Genomic DNA, 23,030 nt, shown 5'->3' on the forward strand with positions numbered 1-23,030 from the left:
TGCTGCTTCATCCCTGCTTCCAGGGCAAACCGATTGCCCGCCAACCCGTTCCGCCGCGGTGACCATCGGCGTCGAGCTGCCCCTCGAAGCCGTCCAGCACGTTGTAGGCCGGCGTGAGGCCGGCCTCGGTGGCCAGCTCAGCGGCGCCGATGGAGCGGTTTCCCGAGCGGCACAGGAAGACCACCGGCCGCTCCTCCCCACTGGTTGCCGACGGAATCCGGTCCCGCAGTTCGGTCAAGAAGTTCTCGTTGCGCTGCCCGTTGGAACTGTTCCACTCGATGAAAACCACCTCACGGCCCAGGCTCGATAGGTCGGGCACGCCGACGAATCGCCATTCGGCGTCGGTGCGCACGTCGACCAGGACCGCGTCGGGGTTGTCGCTGAGCAGCTTCCAGGCCTGCTCGGGCGTGATATCTCCTGCGTAACTCATCCGCGTGAGTCTCGCATATTCAGCCGACTCGCCGACTCCCGGGCACGTTCGCGCGCCGTCGCCAGATCCGCTCCTGTGGCCAATGTCACTCCCGGCGGCCGCCCGTCGCGCTGGCCGAAGACGCGGACATCGCTTTCCGGCACGCCGAGCGCTGCGGTCAGCGCGGCGGACGTGAGGTCGGCGCTGCGGGCGTCCAGCACGTGGCAGGCGCCCGGCGAGATCATCATGGTGTCCACCGGAAGGCCGAGGATCACGCGCGCCTGCAGATCGAATGCCGAAAGCCGCTGACTGCACAGCGTTACCCAGACGCTCTGCCGCGGATAGGCGGTGATGTCGGCGAAGTACACCTCGTCGCCGTTGATCATCAACTCGACGCCGAAGACGCCCCGCCCGCCGAGTGCCTTGACGATTCGGGCTGCGACGGATTTGGCGGCGTCCATCGCGGCCGTGCTCACCTTCTGGGGTTGCCAAGACTCGGTGACCTCGGCGTGGACGTCGACATGGCCGATGGGTGAACAGAACTCGATCGCCGGACCATTGGGACCCTCGCTGCGCACAGCGAGCAGGGTGACCAGGACCTCGACCTCGACCACCGCTTCGGCCAGTACCCGATGGTGCGCTTTGTCATGGCCGACCGCATGCTGCCAGGCCGCCGCGATATCTTCTGGCCCACGCACCAGGGACTGGCCCGGCCCGAGTGGGCCCGCCACCGGCTTCACCAGCAACGGGTATCCCGCGTGTGCCGCCACCGCCTCAAGTTCGTCGATCGATCCGGCGAACCAGAAGGGCGCAGTGGGCAGGCCAAGCTCGTCGGCGGCCAGTCGGCGCAGTCTCTCCCGGTCGGAGGTGAGCCCGATGCTGCGGGCGCTGGGAACCAGCTCCGTGCGGCCGTCGAGGCCCTCGAGTCCGGCAAGGTCGGCGACGCTCACCAGGAAATCCGGTTTCAGCCGGCCGACTAGCGCTGACAGATCGTCCGTGCCGGTCGGTTGCTCAATCACCTCCGCGCCGAGCCGCCGCAACGCGATCGCGAGCTCCGGCGTGAACTCGTCGGAACCCAGCAACATGACCACAGGCCTGACGTGGGCAGTGATATTGGGGGCATCGGCTGGTTCGTCAGCAGGCTCCGGCGTCGCCGACTCGTGCTGTCCTTCGATCGAGGCCTCGGTCACGCTTTCCAGGATAAGGGCCACGCGGGCGGTATCACCTGGGCCGTTGTGTGCTCCCCTCTTGCCGAGCGACCGCGTTTGTACAGGAATACGACGTCATCGGCGTACATTTGCGGTCGCTCGCGAACCCTATGGCTGGCCGGGCAGCAACCGCACCATCAGGCCGTTACCCTCGACAAGCAGCGTCTCCTCGGCGTCGACCAACTCCGCCGACACGAAGGCCTTGCGGCCCTCGGTGCTGGTGACCCGGCCGCGAATGGCCAGCGGAACGTCGATCGGGGTGACCTTGCGGTAGTCCACATGCAGAAACGCGGTCCGGCTGATCGGCCGTCCTGCCGCGTGCGAAATCATGCCGAACATGTGGTCAAACAGCAGCGGCAGCACACCGCCGTGCACCGCCATGTTGCCGCCGACGTGAAACCGGCTGAAATATCCCGTCATTGCGACGCCGTCAGGGGCGTACCGCGTCAATGTCCACGGCGGCAGCAGCAGGCTGCCCATGCCCGGCAGGTCCGGCGTTCGCCCCGCCGGCGCCTTGCCCTCAGCGGCCTCGAACGGGCTTAACAAATCGACGAGCGCCTCGGCGCGGTCCGCCGCTTCGTCCCAGTTGTCCGAAGCCGCCGATACCGCCAGGTCCTGCAGCCGCCGCATCGCTGCCACGAATCGGCCGAAGCCCGGGCCGGGGGTGGCGGGCTCGTATTCGGGAAAGCCGCCGTGATGGTGATATTCGGGGTCGAGTTCTTCAGGATCCTGCACCGCATCCGTCACGGGCGGCCCTGCAGCACGTCACGGCGCACGATGGTCTGATCCCGCCCCGGGCCGACGCCGATACACGAAACCGATGCTCCGGCAAGCTCTTCCAGTCTCAGCACGTAATCCCGCGCCTTGGCGGGCAGGTCGTCGAAGTCGCGCGCCTGCGAAATGTCCTCCCACCAACCTGGCAACTCCTCGTAGACCGGTTCGGCGCGACACAGATCGCTTTGCGTCATCGGCATGTCGTGCGTGAGCGACCCGTCGATCCGGTACCCGATGCAGACCGGCACGGTCTCCAGGCTGGACAGCACGTCCAACTTGGTCAGGAAGTAGTCGGTGATGCCGTTGACCCGGGTCGCGTAGCGCGCGATGACCGCGTCGAACCAGCCGCAGCGGCGTCGCCGCCCGGTGGTCACACCGAACTCCCCACCGGTCTTGGACAGGTATTCGCCGTTCTCGTCGAACAGCTCGGTGGGGAACGGCCCCGAGCCCACCCGGGTGGTGTAGGCCTTGAGAATCCCCAGCACGGTACCGATCCGGGTCGGGCCGATGCCCGAACCCACAGCCGCACCGCCGGCCGTCGGGTTCGAGGACGTCACGTAGGGATAGGTGCCGTGGTCGACGTCGAGCAGCGTGCCCTGCGAACCTTCCAGCAACACCGTTTCGCCTGCTTCCAGTGCGTTGTTCAGCAACAGCCGGGTGTCGGCGATCCGATGCTGGAAGCCTTCGGCCTGCCGCAGCAACGTCTCCACCACTTGGTTCGGGTTCAGCGCTTTGCGGTTGTAGATCTTGACCAGCACCTGGTTCTTGAACTCGAGTGCGGCCTCGACCTTGTGCGCCAGCTGGTCGGGGTTCCGGACGTCCGCCACCCGGATTCCCATGCGGGCGATCTTGTCCTGGTAGCACGGACCGATGCCGCGGCCGGTGGTGCCGATCTTCTTACTGCCCATATAGCGCTCGGTCACCTTGTCGATCGCGACGTGGTAGGGCATCAGCAAGTGCGCGTCGGCGGAAATCAGCAGTTTGGAGGTGTCGACGCCGCGGTCCTCGAGGCCTTTGAGCTCGTCCAGCAGGACGCCGGGGTCGATCACCACGCCGTTGCCGATGACATTGGTGACGCCGGGGGTCAGCACCCCCGACGGGATCAGATGCAACGCGAAGTTCTCGCCGGTGGGTAGCACGACGGTGTGCCCGGCGTTGTTGCCACCCTGGTAGCGCACCACCCACTGAACGCGGCTACCGAGCAGGTCAGTGGCCTTACCTTTGCCCTCGTCGCCCCACTGGGCGCCGATCAGGACGATTGCCGGCATGACTTGCTCCCGCCTGCTCTGGCCTGGTTACGGATGCTTATTCGTGGTGATCGCAAGCGCGGCGCAGCCGGGCGCAGCGGGTCGCCACCATAATTGTGGTCCAGCCGGTGACCTACCCTACCCAGCAGGTTGCGAGGAACCATGAATATCGGGGTGAACACGGCAGTGCTGTTGTTCGGCGACCGATCGGCACCCCACCCGCTGGCCGGCCTGTCCACGCATCGGCTCGACTCGTTCGACATCGGCCTGCCGCCATGCCGACGACTGGTCGTCGTTGGCGACGACGCCGAGCTGGCCGCCGTGTTGACCCGACTGCTGCGCGCCGACCGGCTGGACGTCGAAGTGGCTTATGTGCCGCGCCGGCGCACCCGGGCGACCCGGGTCTACCGGCTGCCGGCCGGCCGCGGGGCGGCGCGCCGCGCGCGGCGAGGCTCAGCTAGGCGAGTGCCACTGATCCGCGACGAGACCGGTTCAGTGATCGTGGGCCGGGCCCGCTGGCTGCCGCCGCAGGACGCCCAGTCGGTACACGGCGAGGCGGTGGTGGACGACAAGGTGCTGTTCGACGGCGACGTCGCCGAGGTGTGGATCGAGCCGACGCTGGGCCTGCCGGGCCTGCGGGCAGCGTTGGCCGGTCCGTGGCGTCGCTGGATCAGTGGGCGCGCCGCTCAGTTGGGCACCACCGGGGTGATCGTGGTCCGTGACGGTGTCCCGGCTGCCCGCACGGCTCGCCGGTCGACGTTCTATCGGCACGTGGAGGGCTGGCTGCTGGTCCGGTAGTTTCGACCGGTGCGACCTAGCCCGATCTTTTTGGCCCTGGTCGGGCTGACGGCCGTCGGCGGCGTGTTGGCGTGGCTGGCCGGGGCGAGCGTACGACCGCTGTCCTACGCCGGGGTGTTCATCTTCGTGATCGCCGGGTGGCTGGTGTCCCTCTGCCTGCACGAATTCGGCCATGCCTATACGGCCTGGCGGTTCGGCGACCACGACGCCGCGGTGCGCGGCTACCTGACCCTGGATCCGCGCCGCTACAGCCATCCGGGCCTCTCCCTGGTGGTACCGATGATTTTCATCGCACTGGGCGGAATCGGTCTGCCGGGCGCCGCGGTGTATCTGCAGACATCGTTCATGACACCTACCCGTCGCTCGCTGGTCAGCCTGGCCGGGCCGGCGGCCAACGTGGTGCTCGCGGTCCTGCTGTTGACCGCCTGCGGGTTGCTCTACGACCCGAAGCACCCGGTGCTGTGGGCCGGAGTGGCGTTCCTGGGCTTTCTGCAAATCATGGCGGTGGTGATCAATCTGCTGCCCATTCCCGGGCTGGACGGCTACGACGCGCTGGAGCCGCACCTGAGTCCTCAGACGCAACGGGCGCTGGCGCCTGCGAAGCAATGGGGCGTGCTCATCCTGCTGGTGTTGCTCTTCACGCCGCTGCTCGGCCAGTGGCTCTTCGCGCCGGTGTCATGGCTCTTCGATCTTTCCGGCGTATCCGACGGCCTGTGGAAGGCGGGCTACCAGCTTACGCTGTTCTGGCGCCAATGGCTCTGAACCTTGCCATATATGCGTCAATGCGCATATATTTCTGGCCATGGGCGCCGGCCACAGTCATACCTCGACCGGCGATCGCGTAATTCCGCGCATGATCATGGCCGCTGCGATCCTGGCGGCGTTCTTCGTCGTGGAGCTGACCACCGCGGTGCTGATCAACTCGATCGCGCTGCTGGCCGACGCGGGCCACATGCTCACCGACGTGGTGGCGGTGTTCATGGGACTGGCCGCTGTGGTGCTGGCCCGGCGGGGCAGCTCGTCGCCCGCCCGCACCTACGGCTGGCATCGCGCCGAGGTGTTCACCGCGATGGCCAACGCCGCGCTGCTGATCGGGGTCGCGACCTTCATCCTCTACGAGGCCATCCGTCGACTCAGTGCGGCGCCGTCGGTCCCGGGTGTGCCGATGGTCGTGGTGGCGCTGGCCGGGCTGGCGGCCAACTTCGCCGTCGCCCTGCTGCTGCGTTCCCACGCGACCGACAGCCTGGCCGTCAAGGGCGCCTACATGGAAGTCGTGGCCGACACGGTGGGCAGCCTCGGCGTGCTGATCGCTGGCGTGGTCACGATCACGACGCACTGGCCGTACGCCGACGTGGTGGTTGCGGTGCTGGTCGCGCTGTGGGTGCTGCCGCGGGCGTTGTCGCTGGCCCGCGAGGCCCTGCGCATCCTCTCCGAGGCGTCGCCCACGCACATCGATGTCGAAGAGCTACGGGCAGCGCTGGGTACCGTCGACGGCGTCAGCGAGGTGCACGACTTGCACGTGTGGACGCTGTCGCCCGGGAAGGACATGTGCACCGTGCACCTGACCAGCAACGGGAACTCCGGGCGGATACTGCAGGACGCGCGTGCCGTGCTTTCGGCTCGCGGGTTGGATCACGCCACCGTGCAGGTCGAACGCCCGGACGGCGGCGGCTGCGCCGACAGTTTCTAGAGTCCCAGCGCGGAGCGGGCCGCGGGGTCGCAGTCGTCGAGCAGATCCAGGCATCGTGCGTACTCGTCGGTCTCGCCGATGGCGTCGGCGGCCCGCGCCAGCGCCGCCACACATCGCAGGAAGCCGCGGTTGGGCTCGTGCGAGTAGGGCACCGGGCCGAAACCCTTCCAGCCGTTGCGGCGCAGCTGGTCCAGGCCACGGTGGTAGCCGGTGCGGGCGTAGGCATAGGCGGTGATCGCCTTGTCGTCGGCCAGCGCCTCCTCGGCAAGAGCAGCCCAGGCCACGGATGCCGTCGGATGTGCGGCAGCGACGATGCCAGGGTTTTCGTTGGCGAGCAGTTCCGCCTCGGCCTCGCTGTCACCAGGTAGCAGGATCGGATCGGGTCCTAAAAGATCACCCATCGGCGTCATGCGTTCTATTTTGCCGCCGGGTTTGCCGACGCCCTAGCTCGCCATGCCCCCAACCGGCAATACGGTCGCTAAGCTATCGCCCATGGCTGACAAACCCCAGCCCGATCGCGGTGGCCCGCCGAACCCTGGCGACCCGGCCGGAGAGCGCGGCGCTGGTCGTGGAGCAGGACCTGGCGAAGACCAACCTTCGATGCCCAGTGACGCCGAAACCGTCGTCATCAACAAAGGCGAACCCGACCAGGATTCGGAGACCAACCCCGAACTGCTGCGCGAACGCCGCTTCACGGCCCCAGGCTTCGACGCCAACGAGACGGCGATCATTTTGACCGGCCCGGACGCCGAGACCGAGATCATCCCCAAGTCCCCGTCGGGCTCCCAGACCCCCGGACAGCCCGCGCCGCCGGTCCAGGGTCTCCCCCCGAAAACTGCGGTACCGCAGGCGATCCCGGCCCGCGACGGGGCAAAGTCACCGGCATCCAGGAATCAGAAGTTGGGTTGGGTGCTGGCGATAATCGTCGTCGTTTTGGCGTTGACGGCGATCGCGGTCCTGCTCACTGTTTTGCTGACCCGTATGCATCACCCGAAAGCCTCGCAGGAAGACCGGGTGCGGCAGACCATCCGGCAGTTGGATGCGGCGCTGCAATCCGGCGACCTGGCAACGCTGCGCAGCATCACCTGTGGCACCACCCGGGACAGCTACGTGGATTACGACGAGCGCGCATGGCAGGAGACCTATCACCGGGTGGCGGCGGCCAAACAGATTCCGGTCATCGACACCATCGACCAGGTCGCCGTCAACGGCCAGCATGCCGAGGCCAACGTCACCACCTTCATGGCCTACGACCCGCAGGTTCGCTCGACGCGCAGCATCGACCTGCAGTTCCGCGACGATCAGTGGAAGGTCTGCCAGTCCCCCAGCGGCTAGGGTTCAGACCTGCCAAGCTTCGCCGAACGTGTTCTGAGGGCGAGCTTTTCGCGATTTTTCCGCCCTGAGAGCACGTTCGGCGCGAGGGTTAGCCCGACAACGCCTTTCCGGCGCAGTGCAGGTCGTTGCAAGCCTCCATCACCCGCTCGACCATCCCGGCTTCAGCCTTCTTCAGGTAGCTGCGCGGGTCATACACCTTCTTGGCGCCCACTTCGCCGTCGACTTTGAGGACACCGTCGTAGTTGGTGAACATGTGATCGACGATCGGACGGGTGAACGCGTACTGCGTATCGGTGTCGACGTTCATCTTGACCACGCCGTAGCGCAGCGCCTCCTCGATCTCCGACTTCTCCGAGCCAGAACCGCCGTGGAAGACGAAATCGAAGGGCTTGGCGTCATCGGACAGTCCGAGTTTGGCCGCTGCCACCTGCTGCCCCTGGGCCAGGATGTCGGGGCGCAGCTTCACATTGCCGGGCTTGTAGACGCCGTGCACGTTGCCGAACGTCGCGGCCAGCAGATACTTGCCGTGCTCCCCATGGCCGAGCGCGTCGATGGTCTTCTCGAAGTCGTCCGGTGTGGTGTAGAGCTTCTCGTTGATCTCGTGCGCGACGCCGTCTTCTTCGCCGCCTACCACGCCGATCTCGATTTCGAGGATGATCTTGGCGGCCGCGGCTTCCTTGAGCAACTCCTGCGCGATCTCGAGGTTCTCGTCGATCGGCACCGCGGAGCCGTCCCACATGTGTGACTGGAACAGCGGGTTCTTGCCCGCTGAAACGCGCTCGGATGAGATCGCCAGCAGAGGACGGACGTAGCTGTCGAGCTTGTCCTTCGGGCAGTGGTCGGTGTGCAGCGCGACATTGACCGGGTATTTGGCCGCGACGATGTGGGCGAACTCGGCCAGCGCAAGCGCGCCGGTCACCATGTCCTTCACGCCCAGACCGGAGCCGAACTCCGCGCCCCCGGTCGAAAACTGGACGATGCCGTCGCTGCCGGCGTCGGCGAAGCCTTTGATTGCTGCGTTGATGGTCTCCGACGAGGTGCAGTTGATGGCCGGGAAGGCGTACGCATTCTCCTTTGCACGTTTCAGCATCTCGGCGTAGACCTCGGGCGTTGCGATGGGCATGGATCTTCCTCCTGAATGCTGGGTTTCATCAGTATCGCAACAGCCAGAGTTGTGTCGAGCCACGGTATGTTGTGAGGTCATGAGCACCGCCGTGGTGGCCTTGGGCAACATCCTCGACCCGATGTACTGGTTGGGCGCCCATGGTGTCTTCGGCTCGGCCGTGCTGCCCGGGATCCTGATCATTGTCTTCATCGAGACCGGTTTGCTGTTTCCATTTCTGCCGGGCGAGTCGCTGTTGTTCACCGGCGGACTGCTGGCCGCCCACCCAGACCCACCGGTCAGTATCTGGGTGCTGGCACCCGCCGTGGCGGCGACCGCGGTGCTGGGCGATCAGACCGGGTATTTCATCGGGCGCCGGATCGGCCCGGCGCTGTTCAAGAAGGAAGATTCCCGGTTCTTCAAAAAGCACTACGTGACCGAGTCGCACGCCTTCTTCGAGAAGTACGGCCCGTGGGCGATCATCCTGGCCCGGTTCGCGCCGTTCATCCGGACGTTTACGCCGGTGGTCGCCGGCGTGTCCTACATGCGCTATCCGGTGTTTCTGGGATTCGACATCGTCGGCGGCATCGCCTGGGGCGGGGGTGCGACGCTGGCCGGATACTTCCTGGGCAACGTGCCGTTCGTCCACCACAACCTGGAAAAGATCATCCTGGCCATCCTGTTCGTATCGCTGCTGCCGGCGTTCATTTCGGCGATTCGGATCTACCGGTCCCGGCACCGCGGGCCGAAGCCAGAGCCGACGGATGAGCCGGATCGGGCTGCGTTAACCGACTGACTCCGGTTCGTCGTCGAGCACCGCGACGCTGTGGGCTGCCTCCATCAACATCCACCCGGAAAGCTGCACCGAAAGGTCCCGCTCGGGAACCTCCGAAGCGTTGACCGCGCCCCCAACGAATTGCGCCCGCTTACCGCCAGCGCTGGGCAGCTCCGCGTCGCGATCCCAGAACGCCCCGAACACGGGCAACGCGTCGACCGTTTGCCGGTACTCCCACGCGGACTTCGCCGACGACAGCACCAGCGCGGCGGCGCTGCGCCGAGCCGACGCGTCGCCGGCGGAGTCCCCCGGCAGTGCGGTGGCCACGAGCGCGAGGTATCGGGCCGTGACGCCGGCGAACAACCCGCCGTCGCCGCCGCCGGCGCCTTGCAGCACACCCGACGGCGCCATGTGCTCGTTGACGGCGTTGACCAGCCGGTGCACCCGCTCCGCATGCCGCGGGTCGCCGGTGCGTGCGGCAAGCTCGGTTTCCAGCCCCAGCACCACACCCTGGCAGTAGGTGTACTGCGCGCGGACCAGCGAACCGCCCTTGATGCCGTCGAACACCAGGTGCGTCTCCGGATCGATCAGCGTGCGGTCGATCCAGTCGGCCATCTGCACGGCGCGCTGCAGCCGGTCGCCGAAGCGCGTCAGGAAGATGCCCGCCGGGCCGTTGGCCGGTGCGTTGAAGAACTGGTCCTGCTTACGCCACGGGATCCCGCCGCCGTCCTCGGGGACCCAAGCCTTGATGAACTGGTCTGCGAGTTTGGGGAGGGCACGCCGTCGCTCGACACCGGCCACCCGGGCGGCACGTTCCAGCGCCAAGGCCAGCCAAGCCATGTCGTCGTAGTAGTTGTTCGTCCAGGAGAAGTTGTTGCGCAGCCGGTGGGAACGCACCTGCCGATTGATCCTGACCCGTCGCTCCGGCTGCGGGTCACGCAACTGCGCGTCGATCAGGCAATCCAGCAGATGCGCCTGCCACCAGTAGTGCCAGGTGCCGAACAACCGGTCTCTCCGGTCCGACGGCCAGGCCACCACCCCGAGCTGGGTGCCAGGCATCGCCCATAGCCGTTTGAGGTGTCGTTGCGTGACGGCGGCTTCCGCACTCGCCGCCCGGTTCGCCCAAACCTGCTCCATGGGTTAAATCCTGCCTTAGTGGCGGGAGCAACCGGCGGCTAATGTTTGTGCCCATGAGCGTGTACAAGGTGATCGACATCATCGGGACCAGTCCGACGTCCTGGGAGCAGGCCGCGGCGGAGGCGGTGCAGCGGGCGCGGGAAAGCGTCGACGACATCCGCGTGGCCCGCGTGATCGAACAGGACATGTCGGTGGACAACGCCGGGAAGATCACCTTCCGCATCAAGTTGGAGGTCTCGTTCAAGATGCGGCCCGCGCGGCCTAGCTGACGCATGGGGTTGATCGGGAGCGTTGGCTGTGAATCGTAGGCTTTGCCGGTGAATCGTGGGCGTTGCCGGTGAAGGCAGGGTGGGAAAATCGCCAAATCCTCACCGCTGCTTCACAATCAACGCCCTAGCTTCACACGCAAGGCCCTAGCGTCACACGCAAAGCGGCCGCGAGGTTCACCAGGCGCGCGACATGTCCGCGTGCTGCCTGATCCAGGCATGCATCGCAATCCCGGCCGCGACGCCGGCGTTGATGCTGCGAGTCGAGCCGAACTGAGCGATCGACACCGTGACCGCCGCACCTGCGCGAATGTCGTCGGTGATGCCGGGGCCTTCCTGACCAAATACCAGCAGGCAATCCCGCGGCAGCTCAGTCTGCTCCAGGCGCGCAGCCCCCGGGACGTTGTCCACCGCGACGACGGTCAAACCGGCGCCGGCAGCGAAATCAAGCAGTTCGGCCGTGGTTTCGTGGTGGCACAAGCGTTGGTAGCGATCGGTCACCATGGCGCCGCGGCGATTCCACCGTCGGCGACCGACGATGTGCACGGTATGCACCGCGAAGGCATTGGCGGTGCGCACTACCGATCCGATGTTGGCGTCGTGGCCGAAGTTCTCGATCGCCACATGCAGCGCATGACGACGCCCGTCGATGTCGGCGACGATCGCCTCCCGCGTCCAGTACCGGTACGCGTCGACGACATTGCGAGTATCACCGTCCCGCAACAAGTTCGGGTCGTATCGCGGATCTTCGGGAAGGTCTCCCAGCCACGGCCCGACCCCGCCGGACGGTATCCCCCATTCGGTGGGGCCGGGCTCACTCACCGCAGCGTCCAGACGCCGGCGTGGGTGCCGACGATCGCCACCGTCGCATAGAGCAGCGCCTGGTTGATCTCGCCCTGAGTGCACAGCGACGCGTTGACGTGCACCGCGTTCAACGATGCGTCAGGCAGGATCAGCACCGCCGAACCGTACACGGCGCAGGCCTGGTTCACGCCCCGGCCGGGCAGCGTCGGCGAAGCCAGCAGCATCAGCGGGCCGCCACGCGTCGCGGACTCGTCGCGGTATCGGTCGGCGACGGCGTCGGTCTCCAGCCCGAGCAGCATGTAGCCATTGCCGGCGAACGCGGCCGGATCGCCGAGCTGCGCCTTGGTCACCGGGGTGCCGTCGGCGCGCCAGGCCGACAAACTGGTGCTCTTGACCACCAGGCCGGTGTCGTTCTCGTTGGTCGGCAGCAACCCCACGGGAAACGCCGCCGGATAGGCAGCCGACGTTTTCGGGATCCGGTCCTGCGGCGAGTAGCCGTACACGCCGCGGACCTGGCTTCGGTCTTTCAGCGGACCCAGGCAGACCGTGCCGGTAAGCCGGCCGGGAGGTGCCGACAGCGGCGTGGTGATGTCGTGCACCTTGGTCATCGCCTCGTTGCAGCTGGTCATCGCGTCGGACTCCATTGGGTGTGCCAACGCGCCGTAGAGCCCGAACCGAATGTCCTCGGGTTTGGCGTGCGGCGCCTTCGGGTCCGTTGGCGAGGCGTCGACGTCGATCAGCACGTAGTCGTCGTCCCAGCGCAGATTCGACACGGACATGTTCCAGCCCAGCAAACCCAGCGATTCACCGAGCCGCGCAGCCTGAGCACCGTAGGGCCGAGTGGCGTGGTTCGAACCCGAGCAACCCAGCAGACAGGCCGCCAGGCAGGCCAGAGCGATGAACATGCGCACCGGTAGCTACCTAGCTCAGCCCCAGATCGGCCAGACCCAGCACGCTGCGGTACGGCAGGCCTTCAGCTTCGATGGCCTGCGCGGCGCCGGTGTCGCGGTCCACGACGGTGGCCACGCCGACGACCTCCCCGCCCGCGTCTCGGACGGCACGCACCGCCGTCAGCGCCGAGCCTCCGGTGGTGCTGGTGTCCTCCACCACCAGCGCGCGCCGGCCGGACACCTCGGAGCCCTCGATAAGGCGTTGCAGGCCATGGGTTTTCACCGACTTCCGGACCACGAACGCGTCGACGGGGCGGCCGGGAGCGTGCATGATGGCCGTCGCCACCGGATCAGCGCCCAGAGTCAGGCCGCCGACGACGGCGTAGTCCCAGTCGTCGGTGAGTTCGCGCATCAGGCGGCCGATAAGTGCGGACGCCCGGTGATGCAGGGTGGCGCGGCGCAGGTCGACGTAATAGTCGGCCTCCTTGCCCGACGACAGCGTGACGCGACCGTGTACCAGCGAGAGTCGGCGCACCAGCTCGGCCAACTCCTCCCGGTCAGGTTCGGCCACGGCCGCCGCCGACTCGTCTGCCCGTGAGCCGCAACAGGTTTCGCGGCATGAGGCGCCCGGCGGTGACGATCGCCTTGTACTGCATGCTCGGGACGATGATCACCTTGCCGCGCGCGATCTCGGCCAGGCTTTCGCTGACCACGTCGTCGACCTCGAGCCACATGAACGACGGCACCTTGGGCTGATCGATCCCGGCCCGGGTGTGGAATTCGGTGTGCACGAAACCAGGACATACGGCGTGCACGCTCACGCCGGTGCCCTGTAATCCCCCGGCCAGGCCCTCGGAGAACGAGATCACCCAGGCTTTGGACGCCGAATAGGTCGACCCGCGGCCGGGCACCAAGCCGGCCACGCTGGCGATGTTGATGACGGTGCCGGCGCCGACGTCGAGCATGGCCGGCAAAGCGGCCCGGGTCAGGTGCATCACCGCGGTGACGTTCACGTCGAGCTGCTTTTGCAGCAGTGCGGGCTCGGCCGTCCAGAATTCGCCCGATGTGCCGAAACCGGCGTTGTTCACCAAGACCCGCACTCCGGCGGACAGCCGGTCGGCGACTTTGTCACGGTCGGTGGCGTCGGCCAGGTCCGCGGGCAGCACCTCGATGTGCCCGGCATCCGCCCGTAGCTCTTCGGCCAGCCGGGTCATCCGGTCGACGTCGCGGGCGACCAGCACCAGGTCATATCCGTCGCGGGCGTAGCGTCGCGCGTAGCCGGCGCCGATCCCGGAGGTAGGTCCGGTGATCAGGGCGACAGGGCGTGGCATGAGCGATAGTGTACTGAGCCGGCCCGCACCCGCCGGGAGCGCAATCAGTGCTGATAGTTGGTGGCCTGTTGGCCGTTGCGCCCGGTTGGCGGCTGGCGGCGGGAGCCCTGCGAATGACCCTCGTCGCGGTGGATCGGCTCGGGGCGGCGGCCCGACTCGGACAGCAACCCGGCCACGTCGGTCCCGGACCGCCGAGGCGGCAACTCTGCGCGTGCCGCCGGGGCCAGCGGCCGGCTCGGGGCCGCAACACGCGGCGCCGGCGCTGCTTCCTGCGGGGTGTCCTGGGGCAGCGGCGGCAGCACCCGCAACAAGTCGTTGAACTGACGCACGGTGCGCAGACCCTCGTCCCACTGGACGCGGGTGCTGCTGATCGGCATGCTGATCAACGTCCAGTTCTGCTCGTTCCACATGATCTCGGCGCAGTCGGGTGCGGTGTGCGCGAAGGTGACCATGCGCCGGTCGCAGGCGCGGCGGGCGGCATCCAGGTTGGTGGAATACACCATCCGCGGCCCGATCGCACCGAGCAGCCAAATGTCGCTCTCCCGTGGCTCTTTGAGTCCTTTGAGCCGCAGGTCCACCACGACGTTGGTGCCCACCTTGCGGTGCAGCGCGATCACCGTCGCGACCTCCTCGAGGTCGAAGATGTACACCGCCTCGCCGCGGATCTGGCCCAGCACGACGTTCTGGGCGACCACGTCGCCGACCGTCGACATCACGCCGCGCTTCCACCGCTGCAGGATCTCGGTCGACTCGCGTTCGTAGTCGAACCCGTGCGACCGCGCCCAGGATTTGCGGCGCCTACTTCGCCCGCGACGTCGATCGATGTCGACGTACAACAACACCGCCGCACCGACGAAGCACAGTGCGGACAGCGTGAACCAAAGCGGAACCATCCCACACAGGGTATCTGCTGTTGGCCCGGAACCGAGAATCCGACCAGGTCACAACCGAATTACAAGACGCCGAATGTGGACCTGTCAGCTTCGCCCCGCTCAGCAGCCGCTAGCCCAGATGGTGGCGACCCGCATCGCCCGGCTTCGCCGCGCTCGCGATCGCCACTAGCCGAGCACCAGTGAGTCGCCGTCGGCACTGACGTTGACCGGGACTATGTCGCCGTCGTGGACGTCGCCCGCCAGCAGCATCTTGGCCAGCTGGTCGCCGATCGCCTGCTGGACCAGCCGCCGCAACGGACGCGCCCCGTACACCGGGTCGAACCCGCGCTGCGCCAGCCAGCGCTTGGCCGGCAGCGACACCTCGAGCTGCAGCCGCCGCTGGGCGAGCCGCTTGTCCAGCTGCGCCAGCTGGATGTCGACGATCTGCACCAGTTCCTCGGGGTTGAGGCCGTCGAAGACCAGCACGTCGTCGAGCCGGTTGATGAACTCCGGCTTGAACGTCGCACGCACCGCCGCCATCACCTGTTCCTCGTTACCGCCCGACCCCAGGTTGGAGGTCAGGATGAGGATCGTGTTGCGGAAGTCGACCGTGCGGCCCTGACCGTCGGTCAGACGCCCCTCGTCGAGCACCTGCAGCAGCACGTCGAACACGTCCGGGTGGGCCTTCTCGACCTCGTCGAACAGCACGACGGTGTAGGGCCGGCGACGGACCGCTTCGGTCAGCTGACCGCCCTGGTCGTAGCCGATGTAGCCGGGCGGCGCACCGACCAGCCGGGCCACCGAGTGCTTCTCGCCGTACTCGCTCATGTCGATGCGGACCATGGCGCGCTCGTCGTCGAACAGGAAGTCGGCCAGCGCCTTGGCCAGCTCGGTCTTGCCGACGCCGGTGGGCCCGAGGAACAGGAACGCCCCGGTGGGCCGGTTCGGGTCGGACACGCCTGCCCGGGACCGTCGCACCGCGTCGGACACGGCCTGCACGGCCTTCTTCTGACCGACCACGCGCTTGCCGAGTTCGTCTTCCATCCGCAGCAGCTTGGCCGTCTCGCCTTCCAGCAGCCGTCCGGCCGGGATGCCGGTCCACGCCGACACCACGTCGGCGATGTCGTCGGGCCCGACCTCCTCTTTGAGCATCACGTTCTCGCGGGCCTCCGCCTGCGGCAGGGCGGCCTCCAGTTTCTTCTCGACCTCGGGGATACGGCCGTAGCGCAGCTCTGCGGCCTTGGCCAGGTCACCATCGCGCTCGGCCCGCTCGGACTCCCCGCGCAAGGTCTCCAGCTGTTCCTTGAGCTCGCGGACGATGTCGATCGCGTTTTTTTCGTTCTGCCACTTGGCGGTGAGTTCGGCGAGTTGTTCCTTCTTGTCGGCCAACTCGGCGCGCAGCTTCTCCAGCCGCTCCTTGGATGCCGCGTCCTCTTCCTTGGCCAGCGCCACCTCTTCGATTTCCAGCCGGCGGACCAGGCGCTCGACCTCGTCGATCTCGACGGGCCGCGAGTCGATCTCCATCCGCAACCGGCTGGCCGCCTCGTCGACCAGGTCGATGGCCTTGTCCGGCAAGAAGCGTGCGGTGATGTAGCGGTCGGACAGAGTGGCCGCGGCCACCAGTGCGGAGTCGGTGATGCGCACACCGTGGTGCACTTCATAGCGGTCCTTGAGCCCGCGCAGGATGCCGACGGTGTCCTCCACCGACGGCTCCCCGACGAACACCTGCTGGAAGCGCCGCTCCAGCGCGGCATCCTTCTCGATGTACTTGCGGTATTCGTCGAGCGTGGTGGCGCCGACCAGGCGCAGTTCACCACGCGCGAGCATCGGCTTGATCATGTTGCCGGCGTCCATCGCCGACTCGCCGGTCGCACCGGCGCCCACGATGGTGTGCAACTCGTCGATGAACGTGATGATCTGTCCGGCTGAGTTCTTGATGTCGTCGAGCACGGCCTTGAGCCGTTCCTCGAACTCGCCGCGGTACTTGGCGCCGGCCACCATCGACCCGAGGTCAAGGGCGATGACGGTCTTGTCGCGCAGGCTCTCCGGCACGTCGCCGGCCACGATGCGCTGGGCCAGGCCCTCTACGATCGCGGTCTTGCCGACGCCGGGCTCGCCGATCAGCACCGGGTTGTTCTTGGTGCGACGGGACAGCACCTGCACCACGCGGCGGATCTCGTTGTCCCGCCCGATCACCGGGTCGAGCTTGCCTTCGCGGGCGCGTCCGGTCAGGTCGGTGGAGTACTTCTCCAATGCCTGATAGGTGGACTCGGGGTCGGCGCTGGTGATCCTGGCGCTGCCGCGCACCTTGACGAACGCGTCCCGCAGGGCCTGCGGTGACGCGCCGTGGCCGGTCAGCAGCTTGGCGACGTCGGAGTCGCCGGTGGCCAGCCCGACCATCAGGTGCTCGGTGGAGACGTATTCGTCGTCCAGCTCGGTGGCCAGGTGCTGAGCAGTAGTGATGGCCGCCAGCGACTCCCGGGACAGCTGCGGCTGCGAGCTGGCGCCGCTGATCTGCGGCAGCCGCTCCAGCAGGCGCTCCGTTTCAGCGCGGACGGTCGCGGGTTCGACGCCGACAGCCTCCAGCAGTGGCGCGGCGATCCCGTCGTTCTGCGTCAGCAGGGCCATCAGCAGATGCGCGGGCCTGATCTCCGGGTTGCCGGCGGCGGTGGCCGCCTGCAGGGCCGACGTCAGGGCCGCCTGCGTTTTGGTGGTCGGGTTGAAAGAGTCCACGAACTACCTCCGTTCGGTAAGTCTGAAAAAATGCTTGTCGCGTTGTTCAACGCCGTCAAGGTTGAGTCTGTTCCGCTCAAGTTTATCTGAGCGCGCCACAGCGATCGTTCAAACTCTGCCCACGGCTTGGTGTCACACCGGTGTTACACTGTTCTCGTGCCTACTACACGCCGCCGACATGCCATCACGGAGACACCGCCCGTCGAAGCGGCCCTGGACGAGCTGCGCCGCGAGCTGGGCACGGATCGTGTCGAGCTCGGGGAGCTTGTCATCCTCGGCGCCGCTGCAAAACTCGCGTCAATCCGCGCAGAGCGTGATAGCGATGCGAGGCTCCGACGCCGGTTGGCGGACCGAGTGCGATCGCACAGCCTTCCGGTCGACGTGCATGCGGCAGAAATCGCGCGCCAGACTGGATGGGCGCGCGGGTGAGCGTTGAGCTGCTGCTTGACAATTCGGCGTTCGTTCGACTGGCCTCGCCAACACTGGACGAGCGACGGGCGCACGAGATCGCCGACGCGCTCGAGCAGCGCCGCGTGGGCGTCTGTCTGCCATTCCTGCTCGAGGCCGGATACTCGGCACGCAGCTCGAAAGATCACGATGAACTCCTGAGCGAGTTGATGGCATTGCCGATGCTGCACATCGACGCCGAGGTCGAGCGACGTGCGGTCGACGCGCGACGTCAACTCGCCCGCGCAGGGCACCATCGGCTTCCGCCGGTCGATCTCATCATGTCCGCGCTGGCGGATCGGCACGGCGTCGGAGTGCTGCACTACGACCGCGACTACGACACTCTCGCCACGAGGACGGACCTTCGTTTCGCGAGCGTCTGGCTGGCAACGCGCGGCAGCCTTTGATTACAGGTCATCAATCTGTGATGTATGTTGTGGTGTATGAAGCGCACGAACATTTACCTCGACGAAGAGCAGACGGCGGCGCTCGACCGGCTGGCAGTGCAAGAGGGCGTGTCCCGTGCCGAAATAATCCGCCAACTCCTGAACAGGGTGCTGGCGAGTTCCGAAGACAGTCTCGCCTCAGACCTGCACGCGATCGAGCGTTCGTTCGGCGCTCTGCGGGATGTTGACGTGCCGGTGCGCGGCCAAGGCGGGCGCGAAGAGCATTTGGCACGAATCTGGGGCCGCTCGTCGTGATCCTGGTCGACTCGGACGTGTTGATCGCGCATCTCCGCGGGTTCGGCGCTGCCCGAGACTGGCTCGTCGGCGCCCGAAAGAACGGGCCGCTCGCGGTCAGCGTGGTGTCGATAGCCGAGCTCGTCGGCGGCATGCGGTCAGTCGAGCGTCGCGAAGTATGGCAATTGCTTTCATCCTTTCGCGCAGAACCGGCCACCGAGATCGTCGCTCGTCGGGCCGGCGAGCTGATGCGCCGATATCGCCGCAGCCACACCGGCATTGGGCTAGCCGACTACCTCATCGCAGCGACCGCGGATGTCAAGGGGATACAGCTGGCAACGCTCAACGTCCGACACTTTCCGATGTTCGAAGATCTGCGACCACCATTTGCGGCCCCGGCTGAGTAGCCTCTCAGCCTAGTGCGTGTCGATCAACTGGCTGCGGTCGAGTCTTGTGAGTAGTAGTGCGATTTGGCTGAGGTAGAGGAAGCCTTCGTGCGCGGCGAGGGTCGTTTCGTAGTGCCGGTCGATGCGGCGGCAGTGGTTGAGTCAGCCGTTGGTGGGTTCGACTACCCGCCGACCGCATATTCAGTTGTGGTGGCGGGCATATCGCCGACAGAGACACCAACGCCGCGGTGAATCTGGCCCGCTGGGGCCACACCCACCACGACCACCATCGACGCCCGGACCCCCAAGCAGGAGGCCGGGCCAACAATGCCCGCCGACGGGACGGCGCTGACCAACACCCCTGTTGGTGAAACCAGCCCGGATGACGCGGGAACCGACGTTCACACCGCACCTGCGGCCTGAACCGACGAACGCCCGAGAAGGGCGGTGCCGAACACTCAGTCGAGTTTTCGACACGCTTTAGAATCGAGGTCCGTGGGCTTAGAGGATCGAGACGCGTTGCAGGTTCTGCGTGACGCCTTCGACCAGCAGCCCAACGGCAACGAACTCGTCGGGCGCTTCTATGCCCATTGGTTCGACCTCGACGTATCGGTGCGCGACCTGTTCCCGCCCGACATGGAGCATCAGCGGGCCGCGTTCGCCCACGCACTGCACTGGGTGTACGGCGAGCTGGTGGCTCAGCGGGCCGACGAGCCGGTCGCGTTTCTGGCCCAGCTCGGCCGCGATCATCGCAAATACGGTGTGCTGCCGGCGCATTACGACACGCTGCGACGGGCGCTGTATGCCACGCTGCGCAGCCGGCTGGGCGACGTGTGGACCGATACCGTCGATGACGCCGCGACCCAATCGCTCAACCTGATCACCGGGGTGATGAGCGGCGCCGCCGACGCCGAGCAGGGACCGGCCTGGTGGGACGGCGAGGTAGCCGAGCACCTCCGCGTATCCAGGGATCTCGCGGTTGTCCGGCTGCTCCTGGACCGCCCGATGCCCTACCACGCAGGCCAATACGTCAACGTCCACGTCCCGCAGTGCCCGCGCCGCTGGCGATATCTCAGCCCCGCCATTCCGGCCAACCCGGACGGCGCGATCGAGTTTCATATCCGGGTCGTGCCCGGCGGCTTGGTCAGCACCGCCATCGTCAACGAAACTCGCCCCGGCGACCGGTGGCGATTGTCCAGCCCGCACGGCGCCATGCGAGTGAACCGCGACGGCGGCGACGTGCTGCTGGTGGCCGGCAGCACCGGGCTCGCGCCGTTGCGGGCGTTGATCATGGACCTCACCCGCTACGCAGAGAACCCGCGGGTGCATCTGTTCTTCGGCGCGCGCTACCGCTGCGAGCTCTACGACCTGCCCACGCTGTGGCAGATCGCGGCCCACAATCCGTGGCTGTCGGTCTCGCCGGTGTCGGAGTACAGCCGCGACCCGGCCTGGGCGGCCGACTACCCCGACGTGACGCCGCCACGCGGCCTGCACGTGCACCAAACCGGCCGGCTGCCCGAAGTGGTGACCAAGTACGGCGGCTGGGGTGACCGGCAGATCCTGATCTGCGGCGGACCGGCCATGGTCCGCGCCACCAAAGCCGCTCTGATTGCCAAAGGCGCTTCGCCGCAACGTATTCAGCACGATCCGCTATCCAGGTGAGTCGAGGTAAGCCATGCATGTCGTCACCCTGCGTGATCCGTTGTCGCCGGTGGCCGCGCAGTTCGTACCGGAGGCCGGCATGATCGGCGTCTCGCTCACTGACTCCGACGTGGAACTGCTCGGCCAGCGGCGCGGTCTGGACGCCTACCTCAACGAGGGCAAGACGATGGGCATCCCGATCCTCTACCCGTGGGCAAATCGGTTGGGCTCCAACAGCTATAAGGTCGACGGCGAGGTCGTCACCTTGGAGCCGGGCGCTCGCGGGGTGCGCACCGACCCCAACGGGCTGCCGATCCACGGCCTGCTCGCCGGCTACCGGGGCTGGCGAGTCATGAGCGAGACGGCCAACGAGCTGATCGCCGAAGTGGACTTCGGCGCCGACCCGGCGCTACTGGCCGGCTTCCCGTTCCCGCACCTGCTGGTGGTGCGGATGGAGCTGATCGACCGGACGTTGAGCGTGCACACCACCGTGGCGGCCACCACCGACAAGGCTGTGCCGCTGTGTTTCGGCTTTCACCCCTACCTTCGGTTGCCCGGAGTTCCGCGCAGCCAGTGGCGCATCGAAACGCCGGCAATGCGCCATCTACTCGTCGACGACCGCGGACTGCCGACCGGCGCGAGCGCCATGCAGCCGGCCAGCTCGGAAACGTTGGGGGACAAGGCTTTCGACGACGGCTACGACGAGGTCGCCGAGGGTGCGGTGTTCGCGGTGTCCGGCGATGACCGCCGCATCGAGGTCCGCTTCGATCACGGCTTCCCGGCGGCGCAGATCTTCGCACCGACCGCCGAGGACCTGGTGTGTTTCGAGCCGATGGCCGCACCGACCGACGCGTTGCGCCGCGGCGGGTATTGGCGGGCACATCCCGGCGAGCCGGCGGTCGCCCAGTTCTCGATTCGCGTCTAGCGCGCCCGGCGCGGTTTCCACACCACCAGAGCCGTGCTCTTCGGCACCACCGCGACCTCCCGGCGCTGGCGCTGGTTGGCCCGCAACGCGGCCAGTTCCTCGCTCATCTCCTGCAGCCTGGACTGCAGCGCCTCGACCTGGTTGGTGAGCTCGATGATCCGCTTGATGCCAGCCAGGTTGACGCCCTCGTCCTGCGAGAGCCGCTGGACCTCACGCAGCAGATCCACGTCATGCTCGGAATAGCGGCGCCCGCCACCTGAGGTGCGCTGCGGGCTGACCAGTCCGAGCCGGTCATAGGTGCGCAACGTCTGCGCATGCATGCCGGCCAGCTCGGCCGCCACCGAGATCAGAAAGGTCCGGGATTCCTCCTTGCGAGAGTTCCTCGAGTTTCCAGCCATCAGCGATTACCTGCCCATCCGGCCCGCGGGTCGAAACCACTGGCCCGCTCGGCTGCCGCATACGCCTCCAGCGCCTCCTGTGCGGCGCCCTCCAGATTCGGCGGGACGGCAACCTTGACGGTGACGAGCAAGTCCCCGCTGCCGCCACTGCGCTTGGGCACACCGCGTCCCCGCACCCGCAGGATGCGGCCGTCGGCGGTGCCCTTCGGCACCCGAACACCCACCGTGCCATCCAGCGTTGGCACCGAAAGCGTTGAACCCAAAGCCAATTCGGCGAAGCTGACCGGAATGGTCACGGTGAGGTCGTCACCGTCGCGGCCGAAGAGCTTGTCCGGACGGACATGCACCGTCACGTACAGGTCGCCCGACGGGGCGCCGCGCAACCCGGCCTCGCCCTGGCCGGCCAGCCGGATCCGCTGTCCGTCCTCGACGCCGGGCGGGATGCGTACGTTGATGGTTCGGGTGCGGGTCGTGACGCCGGTGCCTTTGCACTCGTCGCAGGGGTGCTCGATGATCGAGCCGCTGCCCCGGCAGTCGGTGCAGGGCTCAGAGAACCCGAACGCGCCCTGGTTGCGACTGATCACCCCGGAGCCGTTGCAGGTGGGACACACCTTCGGGCTGGTGCCCGGGCGCGCGCCGCTGCCGTGGCAGTTGGTGCACGGGGCCGGACTGGTCAGCCGCAACGGCATCGCGACGCCCTTGGCGGCCTCGACGAAGTCCAGCTCGGTTTCGGTCTCCAGGTCGTTGCCACGGCGCGGCCGGGTAGGACGGGGGCCGGCGCCGCGACCGAACAAGCCACCGAACAGGTCGCCGATGTTGGTGCCGCCGGACCGGCCCGCGGCGTCAAACAAGTCGTTCAGGTTGAATTCGGCGCCGTCACCGCCCATTCCGAAGCCGCCGAAGCCGCCGGTGTCGAACCGCCGGCCGCCGAAACCGCCGCCGGCGAACAGGCGGCGGGTTTCGTCGTACTCCTTGCGCTTGGCCTCGTCGGACAACACGCTGTACGCCTCGGAGACAGCCTTGAACCGATCCGCACCGGCGGGGTTCTTGTCCGGATGCAGATCGGAAGCCAGCTTGCGATAGGCCGTCTTGATCTCTTTGGCGCTGGCGTCGGAGGAGACGCCAAGCTCCTTGTAGAAGTCCTTTTCGACCCATTCACGCTGGGCCATTTTGCGTCACCCC

At 67.1% G+C, this 23,030-nt stretch carries 27 protein-coding genes; 12 read left to right on the top strand and 15 right to left on the bottom strand.

Annotation, left to right across the window (positions count from 1 at the left end; genetic code table 11):
• Positions 1 to 7 precede the first annotated feature (7 nt).
• The 4 genes from A9W99_RS15260 to A9W99_RS15275 form a co-directional block, all read right to left on the bottom strand.
• Positions 8 to 430, bottom strand: a complete 423-nt coding sequence (locus tag A9W99_RS15260) for a rhodanese-like domain-containing protein (RefSeq protein ID WP_067379315.1) — start codon at positions 428 to 430, stop codon at positions 8 to 10.
• Entirely contained in the window at positions 427 to 1,599 is a 1,173-nt protein-coding gene (gene purT / locus A9W99_RS15265; RefSeq protein WP_067379515.1) for a formate-dependent phosphoribosylglycinamide formyltransferase, read from the bottom strand. The genes A9W99_RS15260 and purT overlap by 4 nt, the downstream gene beginning before the upstream one ends.
• Positions 1,600 to 1,725: 126 nt before the next feature.
• Positions 1,726 to 2,364, bottom strand: a complete 639-nt coding sequence (locus tag A9W99_RS15270; protein ID WP_067379318.1) for a PaaI family thioesterase — start codon at positions 2,362 to 2,364, stop codon at positions 1,726 to 1,728.
• Complete coding sequence (locus tag A9W99_RS15275) at positions 2,361 to 3,659, bottom strand: adenylosuccinate synthase (protein WP_067379321.1); 1,299 nt, start codon at positions 3,657 to 3,659, stop codon at positions 2,361 to 2,363. Before A9W99_RS15275 ends, A9W99_RS15270 begins: the two co-directional genes overlap by 4 nt.
• Before the next feature lie 141 nt (positions 3,660 to 3,800).
• Between A9W99_RS15275 and A9W99_RS15280 the strand changes: the two genes are divergently transcribed.
• From A9W99_RS15280 to A9W99_RS15290, 3 genes are read left to right on the top strand one after another with little or no spacing between them, the layout of a single operon-like run.
• Entirely contained in the window at positions 3,801 to 4,436 is a 636-nt protein-coding gene (locus A9W99_RS15280) for a peptidase M50 (RefSeq protein WP_067379333.1), read from the top strand.
• Between the two features lie 9 nt (positions 4,437 to 4,445).
• The gene (locus A9W99_RS15285) at positions 4,446 to 5,198 is read left to right on the top strand and encodes a site-2 protease family protein (RefSeq protein ID WP_067379343.1); all 753 of its coding nucleotides are present in this window, start codon (positions 4,446 to 4,448) and stop codon (positions 5,196 to 5,198) included.
• A 40-nt stretch (positions 5,199 to 5,238) separates the two neighbouring features.
• A complete protein-coding gene (locus tag A9W99_RS15290) occupies positions 5,239 to 6,126 on the top strand; it encodes a cation diffusion facilitator family transporter (protein WP_067379353.1) in 888 nt (295 codons plus the stop codon).
• Here the strand turns inward: A9W99_RS15290 and A9W99_RS15295 are convergent.
• Positions 6,123 to 6,536: a DUF3151 domain-containing protein gene (locus tag A9W99_RS15295; RefSeq protein ID WP_067379357.1), complete on the bottom strand. Its 414-nt coding sequence runs from the start codon at positions 6,534 to 6,536 to the stop codon at positions 6,123 to 6,125. The two genes, A9W99_RS15290 and A9W99_RS15295, sit on opposite strands and share 4 nt — an antisense overlap.
• An 82-nt stretch (positions 6,537 to 6,618) precedes the next feature.
• Here A9W99_RS15295 and A9W99_RS15300 point away from each other — a divergent pair, with 82 nt between their 5' ends.
• On the top strand, positions 6,619 to 7,461 hold the full coding sequence (locus A9W99_RS15300) for a hypothetical protein (protein WP_067379367.1): 843 nt from the start codon (positions 6,619 to 6,621) through the stop codon (positions 7,459 to 7,461).
• Positions 7,462 to 7,549: 88 nt separating this feature from the next.
• Here the strand turns inward: A9W99_RS15300 and fbaA are convergent, their stop codons facing one another.
• Positions 7,550 to 8,584 carry a class II fructose-bisphosphate aldolase gene (gene fbaA, locus A9W99_RS15305; RefSeq protein WP_067379372.1) on the bottom strand — a complete coding sequence of 345 codons (1,035 nt, stop codon included), beginning with the start codon at positions 8,582 to 8,584 and terminating at the stop codon, positions 7,550 to 7,552.
• A gap of 79 nt (positions 8,585 to 8,663) precedes the next feature.
• On the opposite strand from fbaA, the gene A9W99_RS15310 reads away from it, so the two are divergent.
• On the top strand, positions 8,664 to 9,359 hold the full coding sequence (locus A9W99_RS15310) for a DedA family protein (protein WP_067379378.1): 696 nt from the start codon (positions 8,664 to 8,666) through the stop codon (positions 9,357 to 9,359).
• Here A9W99_RS15310 and A9W99_RS15315 read toward each other — a convergent pair.
• Positions 9,348 to 10,475, bottom strand: a complete 1,128-nt coding sequence (locus A9W99_RS15315) for a glycoside hydrolase family 76 protein (protein ID WP_067379381.1) — start codon at positions 10,473 to 10,475, stop codon at positions 9,348 to 9,350. The two genes, A9W99_RS15310 and A9W99_RS15315, sit on opposite strands and share 12 nt — an antisense overlap.
• 53 nt (positions 10,476 to 10,528) lie before the next feature.
• On the opposite strand from A9W99_RS15315, the gene A9W99_RS15320 reads away from it, so the two are divergent.
• Positions 10,529 to 10,744 (top strand): dodecin family protein, encoded by a 216-nt coding sequence (locus A9W99_RS15320; protein ID WP_067379383.1) that lies wholly within the window; start codon positions 10,529 to 10,531, stop codon positions 10,742 to 10,744.
• Positions 10,745 to 10,918: 174 nt separating this feature from the next.
• Here the strand turns inward: A9W99_RS15320 and A9W99_RS15325 are convergent, their stop codons facing one another.
• From A9W99_RS15325 to clpB, 6 genes are all read right to left on the bottom strand, one after another.
• Positions 10,919 to 11,563 (bottom strand): RNA methyltransferase, encoded by a 645-nt coding sequence (locus A9W99_RS15325; RefSeq protein ID WP_067379386.1) that lies wholly within the window; start codon positions 11,561 to 11,563, stop codon positions 10,919 to 10,921.
• A complete protein-coding gene (locus A9W99_RS15330) occupies positions 11,560 to 12,450 on the bottom strand; it encodes a hypothetical protein (protein WP_156623124.1) in 891 nt (296 codons plus the stop codon). Before A9W99_RS15330 ends, A9W99_RS15325 begins: the two co-directional genes overlap by 4 nt.
• A 16-nt stretch (positions 12,451 to 12,466) precedes the next feature.
• Complete coding sequence (gene pyrE, locus A9W99_RS15335; RefSeq protein WP_067379394.1) at positions 12,467 to 13,006, bottom strand: orotate phosphoribosyltransferase; 540 nt, start codon at positions 13,004 to 13,006, stop codon at positions 12,467 to 12,469.
• Positions 12,993 to 13,766: an SDR family oxidoreductase gene (locus A9W99_RS15340; RefSeq protein WP_067379397.1), complete on the bottom strand. Its 774-nt coding sequence runs from the start codon at positions 13,764 to 13,766 to the stop codon at positions 12,993 to 12,995. Before A9W99_RS15340 ends, pyrE begins: the two co-directional genes overlap by 14 nt.
• A gap of 44 nt (positions 13,767 to 13,810) precedes the next feature.
• Positions 13,811 to 14,659: a trehalose monomycolate transport factor TtfA gene (gene ttfA / locus A9W99_RS15345; RefSeq protein ID WP_067379399.1), complete on the bottom strand. Its 849-nt coding sequence runs from the start codon at positions 14,657 to 14,659 to the stop codon at positions 13,811 to 13,813.
• 165 nt (positions 14,660 to 14,824) lie between these two features.
• Positions 14,825 to 17,371: an ATP-dependent chaperone ClpB gene (gene clpB / locus A9W99_RS15350; RefSeq protein WP_067379402.1), complete on the bottom strand. Its 2,547-nt coding sequence runs from the start codon at positions 17,369 to 17,371 to the stop codon at positions 14,825 to 14,827.
• Between the two features lie 156 nt (positions 17,372 to 17,527).
• On the opposite strand from clpB, the gene A9W99_RS26975 reads away from it, so the two are divergent.
• The 6 genes from A9W99_RS26975 to A9W99_RS15375 all read left to right on the top strand — a co-directional run bounded on the left by A9W99_RS26975 (position 17,528) and on the right by A9W99_RS15375 (position 21,450).
• Positions 17,528 to 17,800, top strand: coding sequence for a hypothetical protein (locus tag A9W99_RS26975; RefSeq protein ID WP_216639731.1), 273 nt, complete (start codon positions 17,528 to 17,530; stop codon positions 17,798 to 17,800).
• Positions 17,797 to 18,225: a PIN domain-containing protein gene (locus A9W99_RS26095; RefSeq protein ID WP_216639732.1), complete on the top strand. Its 429-nt coding sequence runs from the start codon at positions 17,797 to 17,799 to the stop codon at positions 18,223 to 18,225. The genes A9W99_RS26975 and A9W99_RS26095 overlap by 4 nt, the downstream gene beginning before the upstream one ends.
• Positions 18,226 to 18,261: 36 nt before the next feature.
• Positions 18,262 to 18,519: a CopG family transcriptional regulator gene (locus A9W99_RS15360; protein ID WP_067379518.1), complete on the top strand. Its 258-nt coding sequence runs from the start codon at positions 18,262 to 18,264 to the stop codon at positions 18,517 to 18,519.
• Positions 18,516 to 18,905 carry a type II toxin-antitoxin system VapC family toxin gene (locus A9W99_RS15365; RefSeq protein WP_067379405.1) on the top strand — a complete coding sequence of 130 codons (390 nt, stop codon included), beginning with the start codon at positions 18,516 to 18,518 and terminating at the stop codon, positions 18,903 to 18,905. Before A9W99_RS15360 ends, A9W99_RS15365 begins: the two co-directional genes overlap by 4 nt.
• Positions 18,906 to 19,379: 474 nt before the next feature.
• Positions 19,380 to 20,546, top strand: a complete 1,167-nt coding sequence (locus A9W99_RS15370) for an FAD-binding oxidoreductase (protein WP_067379407.1) — start codon at positions 19,380 to 19,382, stop codon at positions 20,544 to 20,546.
• Between the two features lie 13 nt (positions 20,547 to 20,559).
• On the top strand, positions 20,560 to 21,450 hold the full coding sequence (locus tag A9W99_RS15375) for an aldose 1-epimerase (protein ID WP_067379409.1): 891 nt from the start codon (positions 20,560 to 20,562) through the stop codon (positions 21,448 to 21,450).
• On the opposite strand, the gene A9W99_RS15380 is transcribed toward A9W99_RS15375, so the two are convergent.
• Together A9W99_RS15380 and dnaJ are read right to left on the bottom strand one after the other, a co-directional pair.
• Positions 21,447 to 21,848: a heat shock protein transcriptional repressor HspR gene (locus A9W99_RS15380; RefSeq protein ID WP_067379410.1), complete on the bottom strand. Its 402-nt coding sequence runs from the start codon at positions 21,846 to 21,848 to the stop codon at positions 21,447 to 21,449. The genes A9W99_RS15375 and A9W99_RS15380 overlap by 4 nt on opposite strands.
• Positions 21,848 to 23,017, bottom strand: coding sequence for a molecular chaperone DnaJ (gene dnaJ, locus A9W99_RS15385; RefSeq protein ID WP_067379412.1), 1,170 nt, complete (start codon positions 23,015 to 23,017; stop codon positions 21,848 to 21,850). The genes A9W99_RS15380 and dnaJ overlap by 1 nt, the downstream gene beginning before the upstream one ends.
• Between the last annotated feature and the right edge of the window lie 13 nt (positions 23,018 to 23,030).

It is taken from the genome of Mycobacterium sp. 1164966.3, from assembly GCF_001665395.1.
GTDB lineage: Bacteria > Actinomycetota > Actinomycetes > Mycobacteriales > Mycobacteriaceae > Mycobacterium.

Excerpts from the sequence above, each read along its gene's own strand:
- dnaJ (WP_067379412.1), bottom strand. The coding sequence starts at position 23,017 with ATGGCCCAGCGTGAATGGGTCGAAAAGGACTTCTACAAGGAGCTTGGC.
- A9W99_RS15275 (WP_067379321.1), bottom strand. The coding sequence starts at position 3,659 with ATGCCGGCAATCGTCCTGATCGGCGCCCAGTGGGGCGACGAGGGCAAA.
- A9W99_RS15295 (WP_067379357.1), bottom strand. The coding sequence starts at position 6,536 with ATGACGCCGATGGGTGATCTTTTAGGACCCGATCCGATCCTGCTACCT.
- A9W99_RS15310 (WP_067379378.1), top strand. The coding sequence starts at position 8,664 with ATGAGCACCGCCGTGGTGGCCTTGGGCAACATCCTCGACCCGATGTAC.
- A9W99_RS15280 (WP_067379333.1), top strand. The coding sequence starts at position 3,801 with ATGAATATCGGGGTGAACACGGCAGTGCTGTTGTTCGGCGACCGATCG.
- A9W99_RS15300 (WP_067379367.1), top strand. The coding sequence starts at position 6,619 with ATGGCTGACAAACCCCAGCCCGATCGCGGTGGCCCGCCGAACCCTGGC.
- A9W99_RS15380 (WP_067379410.1), bottom strand. The coding sequence starts at position 21,848 with ATGGCTGGAAACTCGAGGAACTCTCGCAAGGAGGAATCCCGGACCTTT.
- A9W99_RS15375 (WP_067379409.1), top strand. The coding sequence starts at position 20,560 with ATGCATGTCGTCACCCTGCGTGATCCGTTGTCGCCGGTGGCCGCGCAG.
- A9W99_RS15260 (WP_067379315.1), bottom strand. The coding sequence starts at position 430 with ATGAGTTACGCAGGAGATATCACGCCCGAGCAGGCCTGGAAGCTGCTC.
- A9W99_RS15360 (WP_067379518.1), top strand. The coding sequence starts at position 18,262 with ATGAAGCGCACGAACATTTACCTCGACGAAGAGCAGACGGCGGCGCTC.
- A9W99_RS15340 (WP_067379397.1), bottom strand. The coding sequence starts at position 13,766 with ATGCCACGCCCTGTCGCCCTGATCACCGGACCTACCTCCGGGATCGGC.
- ttfA (WP_067379399.1), bottom strand. The coding sequence starts at position 14,659 with ATGGTTCCGCTTTGGTTCACGCTGTCCGCACTGTGCTTCGTCGGTGCG.
- A9W99_RS15320 (WP_067379383.1), top strand. The coding sequence starts at position 10,529 with ATGAGCGTGTACAAGGTGATCGACATCATCGGGACCAGTCCGACGTCC.
- A9W99_RS15290 (WP_067379353.1), top strand. The coding sequence starts at position 5,239 with ATGGGCGCCGGCCACAGTCATACCTCGACCGGCGATCGCGTAATTCCG.
- A9W99_RS15330 (WP_156623124.1), bottom strand. The coding sequence starts at position 12,450 with ATGTTCATCGCTCTGGCCTGCCTGGCGGCCTGTCTGCTGGGTTGCTCG.
- fbaA (WP_067379372.1), bottom strand. The coding sequence starts at position 8,584 with ATGCCCATCGCAACGCCCGAGGTCTACGCCGAGATGCTGAAACGTGCA.
- A9W99_RS15315 (WP_067379381.1), bottom strand. The coding sequence starts at position 10,475 with ATGGAGCAGGTTTGGGCGAACCGGGCGGCGAGTGCGGAAGCCGCCGTC.